Annotated in this window: 18 protein-coding genes; all 18 read right to left on the reverse strand. The window is 29.9% G+C overall.

What is annotated here, in order from left to right; translation table 11 throughout:
• Nucleotides 1-15: 15 nt before the first annotated feature.
• The 18 genes from ACTIEI_RS00080 to ACTIEI_RS00165 all read right to left on the reverse strand — a co-directional run bounded on the left by ACTIEI_RS00080 (nucleotide 16) and on the right by ACTIEI_RS00165 (nucleotide 20943).
• Nucleotides 16-1041 carry a hypothetical protein gene (locus ACTIEI_RS00080; protein WP_439504232.1) on the reverse strand — a complete coding sequence of 342 codons (1026 nt, stop codon included), beginning with the start codon at nucleotides 1039-1041 and terminating at the stop codon, nucleotides 16-18.
• Nucleotides 1028-2083, reverse strand: a complete 1056-nt coding sequence (locus ACTIEI_RS00085; protein ID WP_439504233.1) for a hypothetical protein — start codon at nucleotides 2081-2083, stop codon at nucleotides 1028-1030. The genes ACTIEI_RS00080 and ACTIEI_RS00085 overlap by 14 nt, the downstream gene beginning before the upstream one ends.
• Nucleotides 2083-2640, reverse strand: a complete 558-nt coding sequence (locus ACTIEI_RS00090) for a GNAT family N-acetyltransferase (protein WP_439504234.1) — start codon at nucleotides 2638-2640, stop codon at nucleotides 2083-2085. Before ACTIEI_RS00090 ends, ACTIEI_RS00085 begins: the two co-directional genes overlap by 1 nt.
• Nucleotides 2641-2662: 22 nt before the next feature.
• On the reverse strand, nucleotides 2663-3283 hold the full coding sequence (locus ACTIEI_RS00095) for a sugar transferase (RefSeq protein WP_439505529.1): 621 nt from the start codon (nucleotides 3281-3283) through the stop codon (nucleotides 2663-2665).
• A 28-nt stretch (nucleotides 3284-3311) separates the two neighbouring features.
• A complete protein-coding gene (locus tag ACTIEI_RS00100) occupies nucleotides 3312-4514 on the reverse strand; it encodes a glycosyltransferase family 4 protein (protein ID WP_439504235.1) in 1203 nt (400 codons plus the stop codon).
• 9 nt (nucleotides 4515-4523) lie between these two features.
• The gene (gene wecB, locus ACTIEI_RS00105; RefSeq protein WP_439504236.1) at nucleotides 4524-5666 is read right to left on the reverse strand and encodes a non-hydrolyzing UDP-N-acetylglucosamine 2-epimerase; all 1143 of its coding nucleotides are present in this window, start codon (nucleotides 5664-5666) and stop codon (nucleotides 4524-4526) included.
• 17 nt (nucleotides 5667-5683) lie between these two features.
• Complete coding sequence (locus ACTIEI_RS00110) at nucleotides 5684-6802, reverse strand: polysaccharide biosynthesis C-terminal domain-containing protein (protein ID WP_439504237.1); 1119 nt, start codon at nucleotides 6800-6802, stop codon at nucleotides 5684-5686.
• A gap of 6 nt (nucleotides 6803-6808) precedes the next feature.
• Nucleotides 6809-7228, reverse strand: a complete 420-nt coding sequence (locus ACTIEI_RS00115) for a WxcM-like domain-containing protein (protein ID WP_439504238.1) — start codon at nucleotides 7226-7228, stop codon at nucleotides 6809-6811.
• Between the two features lies 1 nt (nucleotide 7229).
• Nucleotides 7230-8264 (reverse strand): polysaccharide biosynthesis protein, encoded by a 1035-nt coding sequence (locus ACTIEI_RS00120; RefSeq protein ID WP_439504239.1) that lies wholly within the window; start codon nucleotides 8262-8264, stop codon nucleotides 7230-7232.
• Nucleotides 8254-9456 carry a glycosyltransferase gene (locus tag ACTIEI_RS00125; protein ID WP_439504240.1) on the reverse strand — a complete coding sequence of 401 codons (1203 nt, stop codon included), beginning with the start codon at nucleotides 9454-9456 and terminating at the stop codon, nucleotides 8254-8256. The genes ACTIEI_RS00120 and ACTIEI_RS00125 overlap by 11 nt, the downstream gene beginning before the upstream one ends.
• 1183 nt (nucleotides 9457-10639) lie before the next feature.
• Nucleotides 10640-11719 (reverse strand): EpsG family protein, encoded by a 1080-nt coding sequence (locus ACTIEI_RS00130; protein WP_439504241.1) that lies wholly within the window; start codon nucleotides 11717-11719, stop codon nucleotides 10640-10642.
• Nucleotides 11716-12957: a glycosyltransferase gene (locus tag ACTIEI_RS00135; protein WP_439504242.1), complete on the reverse strand. Its 1242-nt coding sequence runs from the start codon at nucleotides 12955-12957 to the stop codon at nucleotides 11716-11718. The genes ACTIEI_RS00130 and ACTIEI_RS00135 overlap by 4 nt, the downstream gene beginning before the upstream one ends.
• Before the next feature lie 490 nt (nucleotides 12958-13447).
• Nucleotides 13448-14641 (reverse strand): glycosyltransferase family 4 protein, encoded by a 1194-nt coding sequence (locus ACTIEI_RS00140; RefSeq protein ID WP_439504243.1) that lies wholly within the window; start codon nucleotides 14639-14641, stop codon nucleotides 13448-13450.
• On the reverse strand, nucleotides 14629-15828 hold the full coding sequence (locus tag ACTIEI_RS00145) for a beta-L-arabinofuranosidase domain-containing protein (RefSeq protein ID WP_439504244.1): 1200 nt from the start codon (nucleotides 15826-15828) through the stop codon (nucleotides 14629-14631). Before ACTIEI_RS00145 ends, ACTIEI_RS00140 begins: the two co-directional genes overlap by 13 nt.
• A complete protein-coding gene (locus ACTIEI_RS00150) occupies nucleotides 15821-16390 on the reverse strand; it encodes an acyltransferase (protein ID WP_439504245.1) in 570 nt (189 codons plus the stop codon). The genes ACTIEI_RS00145 and ACTIEI_RS00150 overlap by 8 nt, the downstream gene beginning before the upstream one ends.
• 2 nt (nucleotides 16391-16392) lie before the next feature.
• Nucleotides 16393-17931 carry an oligosaccharide flippase family protein gene (locus tag ACTIEI_RS00155; RefSeq protein WP_439504246.1) on the reverse strand — a complete coding sequence of 513 codons (1539 nt, stop codon included), beginning with the start codon at nucleotides 17929-17931 and terminating at the stop codon, nucleotides 16393-16395.
• A gap of 102 nt (nucleotides 17932-18033) precedes the next feature.
• Nucleotides 18034-19326, reverse strand: coding sequence for a nucleotide sugar dehydrogenase (locus tag ACTIEI_RS00160; protein WP_439504247.1), 1293 nt, complete (start codon nucleotides 19324-19326; stop codon nucleotides 18034-18036).
• 540 nt (nucleotides 19327-19866) lie between these two features.
• Complete coding sequence (locus ACTIEI_RS00165) at nucleotides 19867-20943, reverse strand: hypothetical protein (protein WP_439504248.1); 1077 nt, start codon at nucleotides 20941-20943, stop codon at nucleotides 19867-19869.
• Nucleotides 20944-20954 lie beyond the last annotated feature (11 nt).

Here is a 20954-nt window from a genome sequence, read left to right on the forward strand (position 1 = left end):
ATGTATATTATTTATCTATGTAGAACGGTATAATGGGAAAAAATTACTTTTTACGTCCTTTTGAAGTTTCTCATTTATTTCAGTATATATATTTTGATCAACTACCATTTGCCAGGTCTCATAGGAAGTAAAAAAATTTGAAAACCCAGATTTAAAACGGAATAATGAATCATCATCACTACCACCAACTCCACCACCTAAATGAAGGAAGTCTAAATTTAGTTCATTTCCCATCAACCTAGCTTCATCTAATATTAACTTCATTGGAGTCTCTTTAATAAATTCGATTTTGGTTCCTGCTAAATGATATTGCATAATTTTATTAGTAATAGTAAAAATAGCTCCCGCTGCTATTACACCGTCTTTTTTGGCTAATAGTATTACACTATTAAAACATTTACTATTCAAAAAATCATAAAAATATTTATGATCAAAAAAGTAGCTTTGAGAAGCATTTACCCTAATCATTGTTTCATGATAAATTGAAATAAATTCATCTATATCATCTTTGGTCTTCCCTACCGCAACTTGAAATCCTCTCTTTCTCAATTGATTCAATTCAGATTTATTTGATTTTCTATATTGTGACCTTTGTTCAACTGTTGATAATCTCAAATCAATTGTTACCGTTTTATTAATATTCCTAACAAGACCAAAATTTTCAAACAACTTACCATAGCTAATTAAAGGATGTAATCTTGAAAAAGCAGTAATTATTTTATTATCCTGAAAAAATGAAAGAAGAGCATATTGAAAAAATTGAATAAAGTCCAATTTTATAAAATCCAAATTAATATTACTAATTGGTCCACAATATCCATAAGCAGATGTACAATCAAAATAATCAGAGTTTGGAATTTTTCTGATGACAAAAGGAATTGCTATGAAGTTATTCTCCAAATAAACAACAAATAAAATAGGCCGATTTCCCTTTTCCAAGCTATGATACGATTTTGTATGATAGAAATCAAAAAAAATACAACTACCTATGAAATTTGACCAAGATTCATCTGTTACCTCAATTATTTTATACTGGAACATAAACAAAATATTCTTTAATCAACTTCGTAATAATTAAAACATCATATTGATTATAACGATAATCCAAATGAATAAAAAGTATACGATTTTCAACATCTATATCTTCTTGCCAGATTTGATTAGGCCACAGAACAGCAGGGAAAATATTATTTTCAATTAAATAATCCTTAAACTTATTTTTAATTATTGTTGTTTTGAATTCAAGGCACAAGCCAAATACATCACAATTACTAGATTGAAAATTTATAATAACATCCTTTATATTACTTAATTGCTCTAATGCTGTTTTAATGTTATTTTCCTTAATCTTTAATACCTTTTTAGCATTAATCTTTAGTAAAATCTCATATGCACAATTCGGCATTTTAGCATTTGTAAAATCAGATTGAAACTTTTTTTCACTCTCAGTGAATAATTTTCTGTATAAAGATTTATCTTGATTAGTACCATCCAAATACTCATTTTTTAGCTGCATAGCTAAAAGCCTATCACCTGCTACTTTCTCAGCGTTAATATTTAAAGTCCCCTTAGGCAATGGTTTCATTTTAGGTGAAATACAGAAGCCACCAGCTGGTAAAGGAAGTTCCTTACGAAGTGAGCCAAAGCAATAATCGGCTTTACTGTTTTGAAAGCTTAAAATACTATGAGTACAATCTTCAATTATAACTGTTTTATTAAAAGATATATGGTCAATTTTCCTAACTCCAAAAAAAAATACATTTATAAAGACATTTGTATCAATATCCTCGATATCAAGAAAATTGATAGTCGAATTAACAAAAGGATTGTAATTATAATAGAGGATTTGAACTGATAAAGATTTAATAAAAAGAGGTACTTCATGACAATAAAAACTTGGAAAATACACTTTCTTCCAGCCCCACAATTTTATGCCTTGACTTATGATGTGAAATAAAGCGGCTCTGCCAGAAAAGAATAGAGAAAATTCTTCTCTATGAAAAATTGAATCTTCGATGGAATTTGAGACTATATCTTCATGAAGAAAATAATGAAAATCAGAACCATATTCTTTATTAATCATTAGTTCCAATAATTATTTTCATTAATTAAATTAAAATAATCATCTCGCGTTATTCCAACTACAAATTGATCCCACCATTGATTTTTTCTGAAATAATGATTTTTTTTTATCCCTTCAATTTGCCAACCACACTTTTTTGTGTATACTCCGATTGAAGCATCATTTCCAGAGATAATTGTTGTGTTCATTCTCATTAGACCTAACTCTTCAAATGCATATTTATTTATTGCCATTATAGTATCCTGACCAAACCCTTTCCCTCTGATATTATTATCCCCTAATAACATACCGTGAAATGCATTTCGGTCTTTCCAATTAATGTCAACTAAATTGGCCATTCCAATTAAACCTAAATCTATAGAATGAATCGCAAATCTTTGATTAATATTATTGATTGATAACGAGTTATACCACTTTTCTTGGTCTTGCATACTAGAAGGGAAGTGCCATCCTCCTAACATGTAATTAATTTCGGGATCATTAGACCATTTTAAAAGCAAGCTTAAATCTTCTCTTTCTATTGCTTTCAATATAACTTTTCTACCAAGTATATTCATAATTAAGATTTTTTAATATTCTTTATCTCAAATTCTTTGATAATCCAATATCATCAACCTCACCAACAGCTTGACCATTAATGACTGAATTAGAATTAAAAATAATCGATTTAACAGTCATTATTATAATTTTCATATCCAATAAAAATGAGATGTTTTCAACATAATAAATATCATTTTTAAGTCGTTCACTAAATTTTAATTTATTTCTACCTTTAACCTGAGCTAACCCGGTAATTCCTGGTCGAACATTGTGTCTTTTTTTTTGCTCTTCTGTGTAAGTCAACAAATATTCAGGCAATAAAGGTCTAGGACCTATGAAACTCATATCCCCGCTAATAATATTAATTAATTGAGGAATCTCATCTAAAGATGTTTTTCTAATTATTCTGCCGACAAGAGTTAACCTATCTGCATCTGATAAAAGTACTCCATTTGAATCCATTTTATCATTCATAGTTTTAAATTTAATTATCTTAAAAATTTTTTCCTTTTTACCTGGTCGTGATTGAAAAAAAAAGGGCAATCCCTTATTTGAAATAAATAGTATTAAAGTCACAATGAGAAAAAAAGGACTCAATATAATTAAGAATAATATAGCAGTAAAAAAATCGAAAAATGGTTTTATAAATTCTTTGTACATCAAAAACTAGATTAAAAAATAAAGTATTCTATTTAATTATTTTACCGATGATTAAATTATAAGAAATATCAATATGAAAATAATTGTTTAAAAATCTCCATGAATTTTCACCTAATTCAACTAGATTATCTGCTTTAACCAATTTTTGAATAGCATCTTGCATTCCAATTTGGTCACCTGAATTTACATTTATACCACAGTTATTTTCTTCAATCATCTTACCTAAGTCAGTAGATTTATCAGTTGCAGAAATTACTGGCTTACACATTTCCAAATATGATAACAATCTTGAAGGAAAATTAGGGATAGTGAAATCTCGATGCAAGAAAATGAGACCTATATCACATGCAGCTAATAGATTATCATACTCGTTTTTTGGCAACCCACTCAATAATAAAGCATTTTTCGGCATTTTAATGTTAAACCAATTTGAAACCATTTTATATTCTGTTCCATTCCCTATTATCAAAAAAAACACATTCGAGTACTTGCAATTAGTAATTGTATCTAATAAAAAATCTAGCCCTTGAGGTTTCCCTAAGTTTCCTCCATAAACTAAAATTTTTTTATCTATTGGCAAATTGTACTTTATTCTAATTTCCTTACGACTTAATTCATCGTAAATGATTTTACATGGGAACAATGAATTAGGGTTAACTTCTACCTTATTAGCATTTATATGGGGGTTATATTTTAAAATATATTTTCGATTTGCTTCAGACATACATCCAATTGAATCAGACAAATCGTATAATTGTTTCTCTCTTCGTTGAAAGAACTTATGTAAAAAGCTACCATACTTCATCATTCTCATGTCCACAGCGTTTTGCGGGAAAATATCTTTTAATAATAAATAGCTGTATGCGTTATATGTTTTTTTTATGAATTTTATAATATTTATATAAGATATTGGTGGCGTAGAATATAAAACTAAGTCAAAACTAGTTGACTTTAATTCTTTTTTGATAGCATATAAATATTGATATTCAATAGCTAGAGTACCAATTCCTTTTTCGAAAATATTAGTCTTTTGGATATTTAAGGTTTTGACTTGCAGTATCGTAACACCCTCTTTTATTGAAATATTTGTTGCAATATTTCTTCTTCGTTCTACAGGTGTTATAACTGTAACTTTATGTCCTTCATCTCTAAACTTTCTTATCAAGTCTTCATAAATTCCTCTTGTTTCGATAGAATTAATATTTGCTAAGGTCAAAAAAAGAATATTCATACTTTCAAATTATTCCCCCCAAACTATACGTTTAACATAACTCGAATAACTCAATATAATCCTTACCATCTTATCTGACACATTTGGCATGGAATAATCATTCACTCTTCTAAATGTTCTTTCTTCACCCGTTTTTTGAAGTGTTAATTGTGCTAAACCCTGTAATATCCTTTCAGTATTTAATCCAACCATCATCACAGATGTTTCTTCCATTGCTTCTGGCCTTTCGTGCGCATCACGAATATTCAAAGCCCTAAAATTCATGATTGAAGATTCTTCACTAATGGTGCCACTATCAGAAAGTACAGCGTAAGCATTTAATTGTAATGCATTATAATCAGAGAAGCCCATTGGCTTCTGCCACTGAATAAGTGGGTGCATTTCTCGCTTATCCTCATTTAAAGACTCTAAACGCTTCCTAGTCCGAGGGTGTGTAGACACGATGATAGGATAACCGTAATTTTCTGCTATTTGGTTCAAAGCATCCAATAAGCCAAAGAAATTTTTATCGCTACTGATATTCTCTTCTCTATGTGCAGAAACAACAAAATATTTTTGCTTTTCTAAGCCTAACTGATTTATTATATCACTGGCTAAAATCTTAGGCATATAATGACCAATCACTTCAAACATGGGTGAACCAGTTTTGATGATTCGATCTGCTGACAAACCTTCTCTCAATAAATACTCACGAGCTATATCACTATAGGTTAAATTAATATCTGCAACATGATCTACTATTTTCCTATTGGTTTCTTCTGGTACACGTTGATCAAAACATCTATTACCTGCTTCCATATGGAAAATAGGAATATGCCTTTTTTTTGCAGGTATTGCGCACAAGCAAGAATTTGTATCTCCTAATACTAAGAAAGCATCTGGTTTAACCTCTTCTAACAATGGATCTATATTAATCAGTATTTGGCCAACTGTTGCGGTGGCTGTTGCTCCAGCAGCGTTTAAGAAATAATCAGGCTTACGAACACCCATATCTTCATAAAAAACCTCATTTAATTCATAATCATAATTTTGACCCGTATGTACAGTTATATGCTCAATAGCTGGACTTTCATCTAATGCTGCCATAACTCTAGATAGTCGAATAATTTCAGGTCTAGTGCCCACTACAGTCATTACTTTTAACTTCTTCATTGATTAATCAGTATTTATTATACAGTTTCAAAATAGGTATCTGGATTATTGGGGTCAAAAGGCTCGTTTATCCAAAAGTTGGTATATAATACTTCATCCCCAATATTTTTGATATTATGTGTGAACCAAATGGGCATATCAACATAAGCAGGTTCCTCTCCGTCCAAATAGAAATCATACACTTCCTCCGTCCCAATTCGTCTTAATTGAATCAAAGCCTTCCCTTTAATAACAGCAAATCTTTCAATTTTTCTGGTATGGTAATGGTTGCCCCTTGTTATTCCTGGAACTGTTGTGGAGAACGACACTTGACCACCAATACCCAATCTTACTATTTCTACAAAAGCACCTCTAGCATCAATATGTTGAATGAACTTCTTTGGGAAGTAATTTTTGATGTCCATATAGCATCTGAAAGTATTGAACAATTGATGCTCATATAAATTGTTCAATACAGGTATTTCCCCTTTTTCTTGATATTGCTCTTTATACTTCAATAACAAATTCAAAATATCTGAAACTTTAGTTTCAGCTGTATGGGAAACAATATATTCTGGATTGAGATATTTATTTCTGATTGCTTTGATGATCTCTTCTACTAATTCACCCACATAAATTAGCTTCAATTGGCCATCTACTTCAATTTTAGGAGTTTCATTTCTAGCAACTTGATGACAAAAAGTAGCAATTACAGAGTTATAAAAAGGATGACCAAAAGGACCAAATACATTGGGAATAACCATGCCAGTGAATACTGCTTTATTATCCTCCGCCCAATTAGATAGTAGTGTTCTGGCTTCTCTTTTAGACTTACCATAAATATTATCTCTTTCTTCTTGTGTTGAAGAAGAGATGATGACATGGGGAGTATGCTTTGTTCTATTAAGTGCTTCAACCAATTTACTAACTAAACCCACATTGGTATCATAAATAGCTTGCTGATCATTGTGCCGATTTAAAGCAGCTAAATGAACAATTACATCACATTGTTGAACAAATGCATCTATTAAAGATTGATCATCAAAAAAAGATCGATCAAAATCAATTAATTGAAATTCAGCTGGAAACAATTTTAATGTCTGGTATAAATGATATCCAACAAAACCATTCTGACCGGTAATTCCTATTTTTAGCATTGTGTTTTAATTAAAATAATTGATTTCAAAACGATACTCATCTTTTAATTCGCCCAATAAATAATCAGACATAGCCATTAATTTAGACCCCGCTTCTAATGCTTGTATACTCGTTATATGTCCATTTGGAACATACAAAACGCTAGTATTTTCAGCATTTAAATGAAATATATTTATTTTTAAGTCAGTGGAAGGATTTTCCCAACTGTCTAACCTAATCACATTGATTTTAAAAGAGCCACTAACACAAAGAAACCACCTTTTTTCTATTTTATGCCCCTGCCAACCACGTATAAAATCAAGAGCGCGATTCTCTATAAAGTAAATTCTTTTTACTTCTACAGCATTAAAATTATTATTGAAACAAATACTACCTCTTCCATCAGTAGCACGATTACCTTCAATAATAAATGGATTTTGACTCATATCAAATTGGCATTTGCTGCACATTTTCTCCAAACACTTCTTTCCTTATCAAAGGTAAACTAGAAATTAACCTTTTTAAGCCTTGAACGCCCTGCTGCTCGGTATTATGTGAATGATAATCCTCAATCGTAGAAATATCTTGCTCCCCCTCAGAGAAGTATTTTGCATAATTTAAATCTCTATTATCCGCAGGTATCCGATAAAAGTCTCCCATATCTTCCGCTTTTATCATCTCTTCTCTAGTGCACAATGTTTCGTATAACTTCTCACCATGGCGTGTTCCAATAACTTTCACTTCCGTTTCTTTTCCAGTGAGTTCCATTAAGGCAGTAGCTAAGTCACCAATAGTTCCGGCTGGAGCTTTATTCACAAATAAATCTCCTGGATTACCATGTTCAAAAGCAAATAATACCAAGTCTACGGCGTCTTCCAATGACATAAAAAACCTTGACATTTTAGGATCAGTGATGGTGATAGGTTCACCTTTTTGAATTTGATTTAAAAACAATGGAATAACTGATCCGCGAGAAGCCATCACATTCCCATAACGAGTTAAACATACAACAGTATCAGTTAAGTTTCTTGCTTCTGCAACTGCTACTTTTTCCATCATTGCCTTAGAAATACCCATGGCATTAATTGGATAAGCGGCTTTGTCTGTAGACAAACAAATAACTTTTTTAACGTTATTACTAGCCGCTGCACGTATCACATTTTGAGTCCCTTCCACATTCGTTTTTACCGCTTGCATTGGGAAAAATTCACAAGAAGGCACCTGCTTTAATGCAGCTGCATGAAAAATAAAATCAACCCCTCTTGTTGCTGGCTCAACAGAATTATAATCTCTTACATCTCCGATATAATACTTGATTTTACTGTTCCTATATAAATTACGCATATCATCCTGCTTCTTTTCATCACGAGAGAAAATACGTATTTCGCTGAAGTGGTCTGTTCGCAAAAATCTATTTAGAACAGCAGTACCGAACGATCCTGTGCCTCCAGTAATAAGTAGGGTTTTATTATTAATTCGCATAACTTTGTTTGAGCATTTTATAAATTTTTTCACACTGTTTTTCAGGTGATTTGTTTTGCAAGATAAATTGTTTCGCCCTTTCACCAAATTCCTGTAATTCATTTTGATTTTTATTGCAAACTGAAATAATTTTTTGATAAAGACTATAAATTGTTAAACTTTCAGGCACATAACAGAATTTAAAATATTCATTGGGTATTCCAGGTAGTCTATAAAGTATACATGGTGTTCCTGATGCTAAATATTCAATTGTTTTTGACGGGAAAGAATATTTTGTAAATTCATCATTAGGAATTCTAGGATTAACTAAAACAGTTGCACGAGCTTGCAAATTCAAAACTTGCTCACGTGGCATTTGACCGAATATTTTAATCCTAGAATCATTTAAAGCGATTTCTTCTAACTTTTTTCTAGCATCACCATCCCCGCATATCCAAAGTTGAAAATCTCTTTCTTTTATCATTAAAAAAGCTTCAACTAAATTTAGTATTCCATATCGCAATGCAAGAGTGCCAGTGTATAATATAGTTTTAAGAATCTCTTTTTTACTTTTTAACACGTTACTATTTGGATTGTATATTCCCTCAACTCTAACCCAAAGTCGATTGTTAACACGAAGTGGAATGTGCATAAAATCAGATAGTAATACAAATGAATCGACATTTTTAATCAAGTCATTTAAAAGAATTTTTTCAAGATGCTTAAGAGTTCTCAATAAGAAACCTTCACTTTCATTCATGTATTCAGGTAAGTCTGGAACAATTAAACAGATTTTTATATTTGGATAAAGTTTCTTTAATTCAACAGTGGCTTTAATGAAAGGAGTGTGAATAGCATAAATTAAAATAGTTTCAGAGCCATCTTGAATTACACTATTTAATACTTTTTTTAAATTGTAATACCTTGAGATTAACTTATAAATTGGTAAATTTATAAACCCAACATTTAAATCATTTGATCCTGACTTGTGTGAAAATTTGAAAGATTTTATTTTTAAATCTTTATATCGAAGCGGATAAGAACCGATGTAAGGTAAATTCAAGATTTGTAAATTATCCGTTTGTGAGTCTAATCCTTCTACAATTGCCCATTGCAAAGAATCAGCAGCATATTGAACTACTCCTTTGCTTTTTTTGTGTATATCTTCTCTTATGTTTTCTGGGAACAACCCAGTCAAAAAAATTATTTTCATTTATTAATCTGTTTCATCTGGAAATAAATTCAACAATACTCTCTTAACTCTATCTTTTTGATTAAAAGCTACCTATTGTTTTTTTAACTTTACATTTTGGTTAGTATTAAAAATATATATTTTTAATACTAACCTGCTGGTTGCAAATAAAGTGAGCCGAAAATTAAACAGGCTCAACGCACTTATATGTTTTAATAGCATGTCCTTGAAGTTAGAACTCTAAACGCAACATGAAAAGATGATTTTTATAACCTATCATACGAGCATCTGAAATTCATCTTACTTGGCTTAAGCCATTAAATGCCAAATTTACAATAAGACTCTACTGCTTTTTAAAGAATATTCAATTTCAATTAAAAATTCTTCTTAGTTGAAATCATCAATTGCACTGAAGAATCTAAAGCTCTTTCATTCCTTATTGCATCAGTCATAAAATCTAAGTTTCAGGCTTGTGTGAATCAATCTGTTACCTCTATTATTTCTTTAATGTGATATATTATGTTCGATTAGAAGTTCTTTAAAATTCAAATTTGTTTTTTTGAATAAAAATTAAACTCTGGATTCTTAAAAGTTAATTATAGTTCCCCAAACCTTCTTGTGATTGGCTCTCAAATTAAACTCATATATTGATAATGAAATTAATGTTTTCATATTTACTCTGGTAATACAAATTTTCTTTGTCTATTCTAATTGCCAGAACTGACCATGACTCGTTAGGGCGGTTCTTCTGTTTTCATTTGAATTTTTACTAGCTTGCTCCTTAATGATACTTAGTTTTAAGGAAGAATATAAAGTTTTTTCTGAGTGTATGTGCACCAACTTAACTGTATGGCGAATTTGGAGCACCTCCGTTTTAAATATATATTTTCATCTTCCCGCTCCTTATTAAGTTTGATTTCATTGACTTTCAAGACACCATAATGCACCACTTATTTATAAAAAAGAATTTACTTATTTCATACTTTAGATGGGTTTCTTAGTATAATTTACCTTGCATAAGCTTATTTAGAATTATAATAATATATGAGTGCCTAAGATGACTCTTTCTCCAATTTTCAGTTTATATATAAAATATTTTTGTATATATAAACACTTCCTCTTTGTGAGGATATCCTACTATTAAAAATAACTACACCATAGAGAAACAAAAAAAAATAGACCATACATAAGAAATCACCTTAATCTACATCCATGAATTTGAAGAAAAAATACTTTGGTAATTATAAAAATGTTTATGCCAAATACCAGATTGATCAAAAAAGTCAAAAAAAGACTTTAATATCATTAAAATATAAATAGTTAGAATTAAGTATTTAGCAAGAATATTTTTAATGGCTTCAAACATCCAAGGAAAAGCAACTATAGAGAATATTGAAAAATAGAAACTCAATCTACTTATCATACTTGCGATTTCGGTAAAAAATTGAAAAAAAATGTAAAAGGAAAATAAAGTAAAGTAAAATTTAATTTTTTCAGGTTGATACTTTTGATGTAACAATAAAACAATGAATAGTATGAAGTTAAATAAAACTCCTAAACCAGATGATTCTCCAAATGATTCAGTATCCATATAAAGTTCATATCTTTTGAATTGTTCAAAAATGAGTATTTTTAAAATTATACTACTCAACAAATCTGTTCCGATAAAATAAATTATGCAATAAAAAATTAACAAGTAAAATATTTGCTGAGTTGAAAGTGTGATATTTAAGAATCCTAAAAGGACAAAAGGTAATAAAATAAATGCCGTTGTATGCATCAAGGTTGCTAGAAGAATTAAAAGCAATGCTACTATCCAACGTTTATTATAAATAAACTCGGATGCTAGAATAAAAATACAAATTGCCAAAAATTGCCGCATCATAGAACTAAATACTAACATAAAACCAGTATTCATTGAAAAGATGAAAATTGAAAGCCAATACCATTTCGGCGGAACATTTTTCTTTACTAGTAAATAAAGTATAAAAAATTCAAGTCCCGTTAAAACAATGTTCATCCCAAAAAAACCTATTGGCTGGAAAAATAAACAAATTAAAGTCCAACCAAATTCATTGTGACCCATAAAAGGATTCTCATCCTTATTTACCTCTTGAAACGAATCAAGATATCCAATATAATCATTACCAAAATTATATCTAAAACCAATAAATATAGCTAACAATAAAAATGACAGCTCCAAACAACCGTACCTACTTCTCTGATATCGCGAAAGCCAAGAAATAAAAATGGCACTACCACTAATAATTAAAGATGCGATCATTCAAATTTAATTTTGTCATAAATTGTCAATTGTACATTCTTTATTAATTCAGGATCACAAAATTGACTCATTCTAAAAATTGATTTTGAAGAGAATGATTTTGCTAAATCGTTGTTTTCAAGAATTATATCAATTTTAGAAGCTAAATCAATATAATCCATTGGAGAATAATAAAGAGCTATTTTATTTTCATTTGAAAAATTTGGCATGGCGCCTGCGAATGATAAAATCGAAGGTACGCCAAGGTATAGAGCTTCTGCACTTGCTACAGAATAAGATTCAACAAATGATGGATTTATGAAAATATTAGAATTAAGTAGTTGTCGACATATTTCTTGAGCATTTAAACTCCCCAAGAAATGTATACATTCATTTAAGCCCAATTTCTTTATTAGTGATATTAAAAAATGTATATACCCATCTTTTTTGTAATACGGTATTAAATATATGTTAGGACCAGCAATATTTAGTTTTAGACCTGGATATTTTTTTTTCAATAATGAAATACTTTTAAAAACAATATGCAATCCCTTGAATGGTAATACATACGATATAGATAAAAAAATTGTCGGACTATAATTTGGAATTGAGTTATCCCACTTAGCACTATTATAAAAAGGAGACCTAATAGGTACTAGCGTTTTAAATATTTGAGAGGAGCCATTTATTTTAAATTTTAGCTGGTTTCTAACCCAATCTGATTGGGTTGATATATTTATTGAATTTGATATTATCTCATCCTCTCGATTTATTTGTTTTTTTAATTTTTCCCTTGATACAGGCAAAAAACTGTTTAACTTAACTAACTCCTTGAAATGAAAACATTTAAAAATTTCATGAATAGATAAGCCCCCGTAGAATACATTATAACATGAACTTAATAAACCTTGTATTTCTAGAATATAATTCCCTTTCAAAATCCCCCTACTAAATAGTAGCCCCCAATATGCTTCAGTGCCCCAAATATGAATAATATCTGGTTCAATTTCATCAATTATTTTTTTAATTTGACAGATATCGATCTCTTTAGGTAATCCGTTAATTAAACTATAATTTGGGATTATATATTCTTCAAAATCATTGTATTTTTTGTGATTAGTTTCAGAGATATATGAACTTGTGAGATTAAACAACTTAACGTTATTTGAGATTATATTTTTCATGCCAAATAACCAAGAGCCTGAAGCAATACTTTCTTTTCCTCCAAGAATACAATTTGAAATCCATAATACTTTCATAATCCAACAAAAACGAGTTAATAAATTTTATATATTATCAGATTCAAATAAAAAAAAGAGTAATCATCCGAAACAAGAACTAAGAAGCTTTTATCTCTTTGACTAAAACAAGCTTTCCATTTTTTGCACAAATAAAATGTATGATTTTGTCTTAAAATATTATAGTAATTAAATCTAAGACAAAGCTGAAGCAGAAATAAGCTTATCAGACTAATTTGCTTTTTTTAGCACACACTTAATTGATTTCTGAACGAAATTTCACTTGTTTTATCTCATTTAAAACGTTGGCAATATATAATTGACTGAAATAGCCTTTAAAAAGGTTTAAATATGGAATTTAAACCTTTTTTTCTACAAATAAACAATACACTTTTCGGGATGCTTTCCAAAGCAGCAAACATCTTTACTAACAGAACCTCCAAAACAGAAAAAAAAATTCAAGAATATACTATTTAAATATTAAGGTGATTCACCAAAAATTGAATAGAAGTTAATTATTTATGTGACTAAATTCAAGAATCTTCTTAACTGTTTCGCTCCAATTGTATTTTGTCATAGCTTTTAATCTTGCTGACTTGCTCATACTTTTTAAAACCGTTTTGTTATTCATAAACTCAATTAAAACTTTTGAAAGCTCAAGTTCATCATTTTCATGTAATAAATATCCATTAATATCATGATCAATAATTTCATCAGAAGCAACACTGTATTTTCCTGACATATTACTTATTGCAATGCAAGGTAAACCACATGCCATAGCCTCAATATATACACTTCCAAAACCTTCATACAAAGATGGCAATACAAATACATCGTTTTTTATATACCATTCTTCTATAGACTCTTGTCTGCCTGCGAAAAAAATATAATCTTGCAATTTCTTTTCTAAAACTAAGCGTTTTAACTCATTTTCATAATTACCAGTTCCAAGAATAGTATATCGAATATTAAAACCTTGATTTACAATATGTGATACTGCTCCTATCACACATTGTATATTTTTATCATACTCTAGTCTACATACTGAAATAATGCTAAAAAAAATTTCTTTATTCAAAACTTTTATAGCCAATGGCTTGAAACGATTTGAATCAACGCCAGCAGGAACCACCAAATATTTATCTTCAAAATATTTTAACTTAAAATAGTTAATGGTTTCATTCATCCTAGCATGACTAAGAAATACGTTTTTGCATAAATCAATTGCCTTACGTTCGTAATTGTATGCAAAAACTAAATACAACTTTGAAGATATAGCAATACCCAATTCCCTAATGCTTCTAGCTTGACTAATACTTTCTAAAAGCCCTTTTTGACCATAAAAAGAAAATGGGGCCGCATTTATATAAACAACCTTTCCTTTACCAACAATTTTCGCTGCAGCATATGCCATTCTAAATGATCTTGTCCATATAATATCAAAATCGGATAACAATTCCTTTAATTGATTTCTAAGGTCCTGAATTTCGAAAAATATATCACTTATAGGATTTTTTTTAGACTCTTTTAATGTGATAATTTTTACTCCATTCGGCGCTGAATCAATAGGATTTTCCAGTTGCTTATTGATGAGTGTAACATCATTTCCAGATCTTATAAGTTCCTCACTTGCATGGTAAATCCAAGCCTCTATTCCCCCTCTTGATCTACCTAAAATTTCATACAGAATTACTATTTTCGCCATAACAGCTTATAAATTTTATTAGTGAATTCTATTAATTTATATACAATTCGAATTCTAAAATTCGAAGCATGATTTTCCAATCCAGAAAAATCAGATAATTCCATTTTCGTATAGCATTTTTCACAAATATTTATATATTCACCACTAATGACATTTTCCTTTATTGCTAATGCAACTGTGTTAAATACCCAAGCATCGCTTCTGACATAATAATTTGAGTCTACTACTTTTCCATTTTCATCAACAATTGGATAAAAATACTCGCCTGTCCATGCATTTTCTAAAATCCAAGTTACAATCCGCTTTGCTCCTTCTATGTAATCTGATTTTCTTTTATTATCAAAAATAGATGCATATATAAATCCAGAGGCACATGAACAAAACCCCCATAAGTGAATAGGAGTATACGTATTGAAATATGGAATTATTCCAGACTCATCTTGCTTTGAAAAAATATGTTCAGTAGCATCTAAAATTATTTGTTTTTGAAAAGGACTAGTCAATGATATCTCAGCTATAGAATGCATCTCTACTTGTTGCATTTGGTGGTAATAATCTATTTTATTTCTTTGTAAAATAGTTAAGTCATTTCTCATTTGATCTGAATAAAACCAGAATTTGCCTTTATCTAATGAACTTGACGATAAAACACTGAATAAGTAATTGTTCATTCCATGATAGATTTCTTCAAGTTTATCATCTTTAAAAATAGATAAATACACACCTATTGCTCCAACAGCAAATGAAGTGCCATTATATACCATTACTTCTTTTGTACTATATGGACCATAAGGAATACTCCAATTACCATCCCCCAGATTTAATGCATTAGATTTAATCCATTTAGCTGCTTTTTGCGCTGATATTTTTACTTCTTCACCTCCAAATATTTTATAATATTCAACTAATGCCAACATGGCCACCAACTCAGGTGAAGTGGACTCCCCTTTTTTATGGAACTTCCCAAAATTGAAATCATAACCAATATCAAAACCTCCATCTGGCCTTTGAATTTGAACTAATAATTTAACTAACTGATTGGCCCTTTTTTCCCACTTCTTGTCATTGTTATGTTGATACAATCGAATAGTACCTAATAAAGATTGGTATAATGTCTGGCTACACATATTTACTTTAGTTGGAAAAAGTAAATATTTATAAATGAATTGAACAGCTTTTTTAATCATTACTACTCCCAATTAATTTTGCAGGAATTCCCCCAATTATTGAAAAAGATCCAAATTTTTTGGTTACAACAGCCCCAGCTGCAACCAAAGAACCTTCACCAATGGTAACTCCAGCTGTTATGATAACATTTGATGCAATCCAAGTACCTCTTCCTATTATAATTTTTGATCCGACTCCAGGTCCAAATCGAAAACTGTTATTCTTCATTGTGTGATTGCTGCTAACCATTTTAACAAATGGTCCAAACATAACTTCGTCTTCAAGAATAATACCACCTCTTATTCCACTAATCCAACAGCCGTGCCCTATATATACATCATTACCAACTTCAATTTCACTTAGATGTTCAAGCTTTGCATTCATGCCTACTTGAAAATTTTTTCCACATTTTTTCAAAAACGGTCGATAAATTAATCCTCTAATTTTACACCCTCTAGAGTCTTCTGGAAAAATTTGACCAATCAACTCAATTATTCGAAATAAAAATCTCCCCAAAAATTTAATCTCAAAGATTAAAACAGAAGCCACTATTCCAATAATTTTTTTTAAAAAAAGACGCATACCTATTTTATTTTCTTTAATAGAAATGAAATTTGACCTTTAAAAAGGCGAATTAAAACTAAGGACTTTGCTGATTTTTTAAACAAAATAAAATTAAAAACCAATTGAAGTAAAATGATACCTAGCACCAAAATAAATGAAACACCAAATAGTTCAATCCAATTATCAATGATATAATTACTTAAAATTGAATTGCAAATAAAATAGTATGCAAAGGATAAAAATACAGGAAGAATTGTTGTTTCAAAAGAAACACGAGAAATGTTCAAGTCTTTAAATACTTTCTTTCCAACATAAAGACAAAGAAAACTACCTACCCAAGAAAATAATAGAATTCTAATCCCTGATCCATTTATTCCGAACTTATAGACTAAAAATGCTGTAGCTATAGTCGAAAATAATGTAAGAGATGAAATGATTTTTGTTAACCATTTAACTCTTCCTGTCCCTTTTAGCAAAGCAAAATATGCAGATGTTCCTCCATTAAATGCAACCCCAAAACTAAATAACGTTGCAAAGGTTGAGCTATTTTCTGCAAACTCACGAGATAGCCAAAGAGAAAGAAATGAAGGAATCACAATCGCTAAAGGAACAAAAATAATTATAGACAGTATTGTTAATACCCATAAACTTGTAACATAAAGTTCTTGCATCTCTAACCCTTCTTCCATTGAACTAAAGCGAGGGAATAAGGCTTGACCAGCAGCACCTGTTAAACTTTGGGCCTTTGTTATTAAATCTTTAGGCGCATTTAAATAAGCGACACTTGATGCACTGAAAAATAATGCTAAAATCAATTGATCAATATAATTCGATGCACGTTGTATCAATTCATTAATAAATGAAAAAATACCGTAACCAAAAACCTCTTTTATTCCATCCTTATTAAAATTGGGGGTTAGGATCAAAGCCGGTAATAATTTTTTGGACAACGACCCGTAAACTAAAATATCGACAAATGCGCTTGATAAAGTCAGTATTGTTAAACCTATAATTCCTCCTCCTAAAATTGCAATCAAGTACATCCCTGTGTACCTAAAAACCATCATTATCAAGTTATATTTACTTAAAATGTCATAACGTTGTAAGGCCTCAGGAATAGTTTTAAAAGCGGTACTAAAAATGCTTACGAAAAATGTGATCCCCGCAATACGCAAAGCAAAAATTGCATTATCAATATTCGCTAAACTAAGCTTAAACCAACTTATTATAATAGATGAGAAAATAACAATTAAACCACTAATTAAAATGCCTGAAAATATATATACAGACAGAGTTGCTCCGAAAACTTTATTTACTCCAGCAATATCTTTTTTTGCAAAATAATATGAAACGTATTTTAAAGTGGCCTCACCTAATCCTAAACTCTGAAGTTGTGCAAAGCCTCCAATCATTAAAATTATTGTATAAATACCAAAATTTTCAGTTCCTATTTTATTAAGAATAAGTGGAACTAAAACGAATCCAGCTAAAGCAGTAAATGAAACTGTAATTATATTCCATATTGCATTAGTAAATAGACTTTTAGGTTTATTTGCCATTTTGGTTAATTCATTTCTAACTTTACAATCTTAATCATTAAGAACTTTAATTTTAGTATTACTTATCGAACTTCAGCATCAAATGTGTTAAGAAAAAGTATTTTAAAGTCTTGAATCAACTAAATTTCTGTCTAAAAATGATTTGGTATCAAAAATTACTGCATTTTCATCTGAGCATAAATTTTTGATATCTAGTGCAAGAAATTCTTTGTGTGAAACTGCCAACACAATTGCTTGGTAAGTTTCACTAATATCATTGATTAAACGAATACCATATTCCTCTTCTACTTCGTGTTTATCTGCATGAGGATCAAAAACATCCACAACTAATCCAAATTGGTCTAGTTCCTTATAAATATCAATCACTTTTGAATTTCTAATATCAGGACAATCTTCTTTAAAGGTAATTCCTAAGATTAATGCCTTTGCACCACTGACTCTTTGCCCCTTTTTGATTAGTAATTTCACAACTTTATTGGCAACAAACATCCCCATATTATCGTTAACCCTTCTGCCACTTAAAATAACTTGTGGGTGATACCCAAGGCTTTCTGCCTTATGTGCTAAATAGTATGGATCTACTCCGATGCAATGCCCCCCTACTAACCCAGGTCTATATTTAAGGAAATTCCATTTGGTGCCAGCAGCTTCAATAACATCGGTTGTATCAATCCCCATTTTATCGAAAATTAATGCCAGCTCATTCACAAAAGAAATATTTACATCACGTTGAGCGTTTTCTATTGCTTTTGAAGCCTCAGCCACTTTAATACTCGGTGCTTTATGAGTTCCAGCAGTAATGATACTTGAGTATAAATTATCTACCACATCTGCAATTTCAGGTGTAGAACCAGAAGTAACTTTTTTGATTTTGGTTAGGGTATTTACCTTATCTCCCGGATTAATTCTTTCTGGAGAATACCCGCAATAAAACCCTTCATTGAACTTTAAACCAGAAAATCTCTCTAGAATGGGAACGCAATCTTCTTCTGTACATCCAGGATATACTGTTGACTCATAAATTACAATATCACCCTCTTTCAAAATTTTACCTAACATTTCAGATGCTTTTTCAAGCGGCTTCAAATCAGGTGCTTTAAACTGATCAATAGGAGTAGGAACAGTTACAATAAAAACGTTATAATCTTTTAATGCAGTCACATCATCAGAAAATGTAAGGCCAATTAAGTTATTCGATTTTGCGATAGAAATTGTCAGATTTAAATCGTCTAAACTAGCTTCTTTTGTTCTGTCCTTGCCGTTTGACAACTCATTTATCCTATCACGATTAATATCAAACCCTAGGACTCTGTATTTTTTTGAAAACTCAATTGCAAGAGGCAGACCTACATAACCTAATCCAATTATAGCAATTTTTTTGTTCGTTAGTACCATTAATTTATTTTGAATAGCTCCGCTTATCTCAGTCACAGAAAATACAGAGTTAAGCATTTAAATATTAAAAAAAATAAAAATATAATTCGATTAACAATATCAGAAGAATGGGGGGGGGTAATAATTCTTCATGGATACAAATATAACTAAGAGTGATAACTTAAAATAAAATTAATTTCAACAAATAATCCCATTAAATCAGAGTGTTCTTACTGTATTTATTAGATAAAGTTACAATTAATCTACTTGGTTTATTTTCTTCTACTTTGTCATATTTTCTGAATTTTATTTTTTTGAAGTAACGAGAGTCGAAGCACGAAAATTGGCACGATTGGTTTCGACTTAATTCTATGAATATTAATTTTTTTGAAAAAAAACATCTTTTAATAATGTTTTGTTTGGATAAGCCTGATTTCCTGTAATAAATTTAATATTTGCTAGGCGAAAACAAAATATTTTCGGTAAAAAATTATGCCAAAAGTAATAATCAGAAAACCATATAGCAGCTGTAAAGAAAAATGAATTGCCTATTTATAAGTTTTATAATTGCTCAAGAAGCCAATTCCTTCCATAAAGAAATCCAAACCCTAAAATAATTCCTATAACAAAACCTATAAATAGAAATATAATTTTGCTTTTAATTTTTGGTTTAATAGGAGAAAAAGGATATTCAATTACCTCAAGACCAACAACAGTTGATTCATTCAAAAATCTAAATGTCTCTAAATTTTTCTGGGCTTCTCCGTACATTATAGTTAACATTTGCTCTTTCATCATCAATTTTTTTTGATCAACTCTATCTTCTTGCATCAACAACCCTAATGTCCTATCATTAGTTCTAGCCAATGAATTTTGAACTCCATTTAATTCAGATTTTATACTATCAAGTTTATTTGATAATATATTAACATTTTTACTACTTATTGAAACAGATTGGTTGTACATGAACTGCTCCAATTCGTTATAAATTAATTTGCTAAATTCAATTGAGAAGGATTCATCCTTCGTATTTATACTTAGTTCAAAAACGCCACTTTTTTTATCAAAGGATTTAAATAGAATTTTGGACTTTTCTCCAATTAACATATTTAATATTAACTTATACGCTTTTCTATGCCGAAAGTCAAAATCTTCCAGCCTTGTTTGGTTTTTATTAAACAATATGTCATTAAGCAGTGTATCCTTTTTCCAATTCTTATGTAATTCTTGAATTCTAATAAAGTGATTTACAGCCAGATCTGCATTGTTATCAACTGTAATAAACTCTAATAATGCAGCCCCAACTATTCTTTCTGATCCAATTATTGCTAAAGTTCTATCCATAGGAGAAACAGTATTAGAGCCTCCCCCAATTAATGAGCCTAAATTACCTAAAGAACTTAATAAAGCTGAAGTTCCACCTGATTCTTTCATTAAAAACTTCACTCTTGCAGAATAAATAGAAGTAGCATTATATGCAATAAAAAAACCTATTAATCCTCCAGTAATACCAAAGATAAATAGCTTTAAGAATTTAGTCTTAATAAAAAGAATTACATCATTTATTTTATCAATAAGGTCTTTAAAACTCTTGTCACTCTCATGTTTTTTAAGGAAATCATTTTTTGTATAATCCATAAAAGATCTTA

This window comes from Sediminibacterium sp. (assembly GCF_051860225.1).
Lineage (GTDB): Bacteria > Bacteroidota > Bacteroidia > Chitinophagales > Chitinophagaceae > Sediminibacterium.

Excerpts from the sequence above, each read along its gene's own strand:
- ACTIEI_RS00080 (WP_439504232.1), bottom strand. The coding sequence starts at position 1,041 with ATGTTCCAGTATAAAATAATTGAGGTAACAGATGAATCTTGGTCAAAT.
- ACTIEI_RS00085 (WP_439504233.1), bottom strand. The coding sequence starts at position 2,083 with ATGATTAATAAAGAATATGGTTCTGATTTTCATTATTTTCTTCATGAA.
- ACTIEI_RS00090 (WP_439504234.1), bottom strand. The coding sequence starts at position 2,640 with ATGAATATACTTGGTAGAAAAGTTATATTGAAAGCAATAGAAAGAGAA.
- ACTIEI_RS00095 (WP_439505529.1), bottom strand. The coding sequence starts at position 3,283 with ATGTACAAAGAATTTATAAAACCATTTTTCGATTTTTTTACTGCTATA.
- ACTIEI_RS00100 (WP_439504235.1), bottom strand. The coding sequence starts at position 4,514 with ATGAATATTCTTTTTTTGACCTTAGCAAATATTAATTCTATCGAAACA.
- wecB (WP_439504236.1), bottom strand. The coding sequence starts at position 5,666 with ATGAAGAAGTTAAAAGTAATGACTGTAGTGGGCACTAGACCTGAAATT.
- ACTIEI_RS00110 (WP_439504237.1), bottom strand. The coding sequence starts at position 6,802 with ATGCTAAAAATAGGAATTACCGGTCAGAATGGTTTTGTTGGATATCAT.
- ACTIEI_RS00115 (WP_439504238.1), bottom strand. The coding sequence starts at position 7,228 with ATGAGTCAAAATCCATTTATTATTGAAGGTAATCGTGCTACTGATGGA.
- ACTIEI_RS00120 (WP_439504239.1), bottom strand. The coding sequence starts at position 8,264 with ATGCGAATTAATAATAAAACCCTACTTATTACTGGAGGCACAGGATCG.
- ACTIEI_RS00125 (WP_439504240.1), bottom strand. The coding sequence starts at position 9,456 with ATGAAAATAATTTTTTTGACTGGGTTGTTCCCAGAAAACATAAGAGAA.
- ACTIEI_RS00130 (WP_439504241.1), bottom strand. The coding sequence starts at position 11,719 with ATGATCGCATCTTTAATTATTAGTGGTAGTGCCATTTTTATTTCTTGG.
- ACTIEI_RS00135 (WP_439504242.1), bottom strand. The coding sequence starts at position 12,957 with ATGAAAGTATTATGGATTTCAAATTGTATTCTTGGAGGAAAAGAAAGT.
- ACTIEI_RS00140 (WP_439504243.1), bottom strand. The coding sequence starts at position 14,641 with ATGGCGAAAATAGTAATTCTGTATGAAATTTTAGGTAGATCAAGAGGG.
- ACTIEI_RS00145 (WP_439504244.1), bottom strand. The coding sequence starts at position 15,828 with ATGATTAAAAAAGCTGTTCAATTCATTTATAAATATTTACTTTTTCCA.
- ACTIEI_RS00150 (WP_439504245.1), bottom strand. The coding sequence starts at position 16,390 with ATGCGTCTTTTTTTAAAAAAAATTATTGGAATAGTGGCTTCTGTTTTA.
- ACTIEI_RS00155 (WP_439504246.1), bottom strand. The coding sequence starts at position 17,931 with ATGGCAAATAAACCTAAAAGTCTATTTACTAATGCAATATGGAATATA.
- ACTIEI_RS00160 (WP_439504247.1), bottom strand. The coding sequence starts at position 19,326 with ATGGTACTAACGAACAAAAAAATTGCTATAATTGGATTAGGTTATGTA.
- ACTIEI_RS00165 (WP_439504248.1), bottom strand. The coding sequence starts at position 20,943 with ATGGATTATACAAAAAATGATTTCCTTAAAAAACATGAGAGTGACAAG.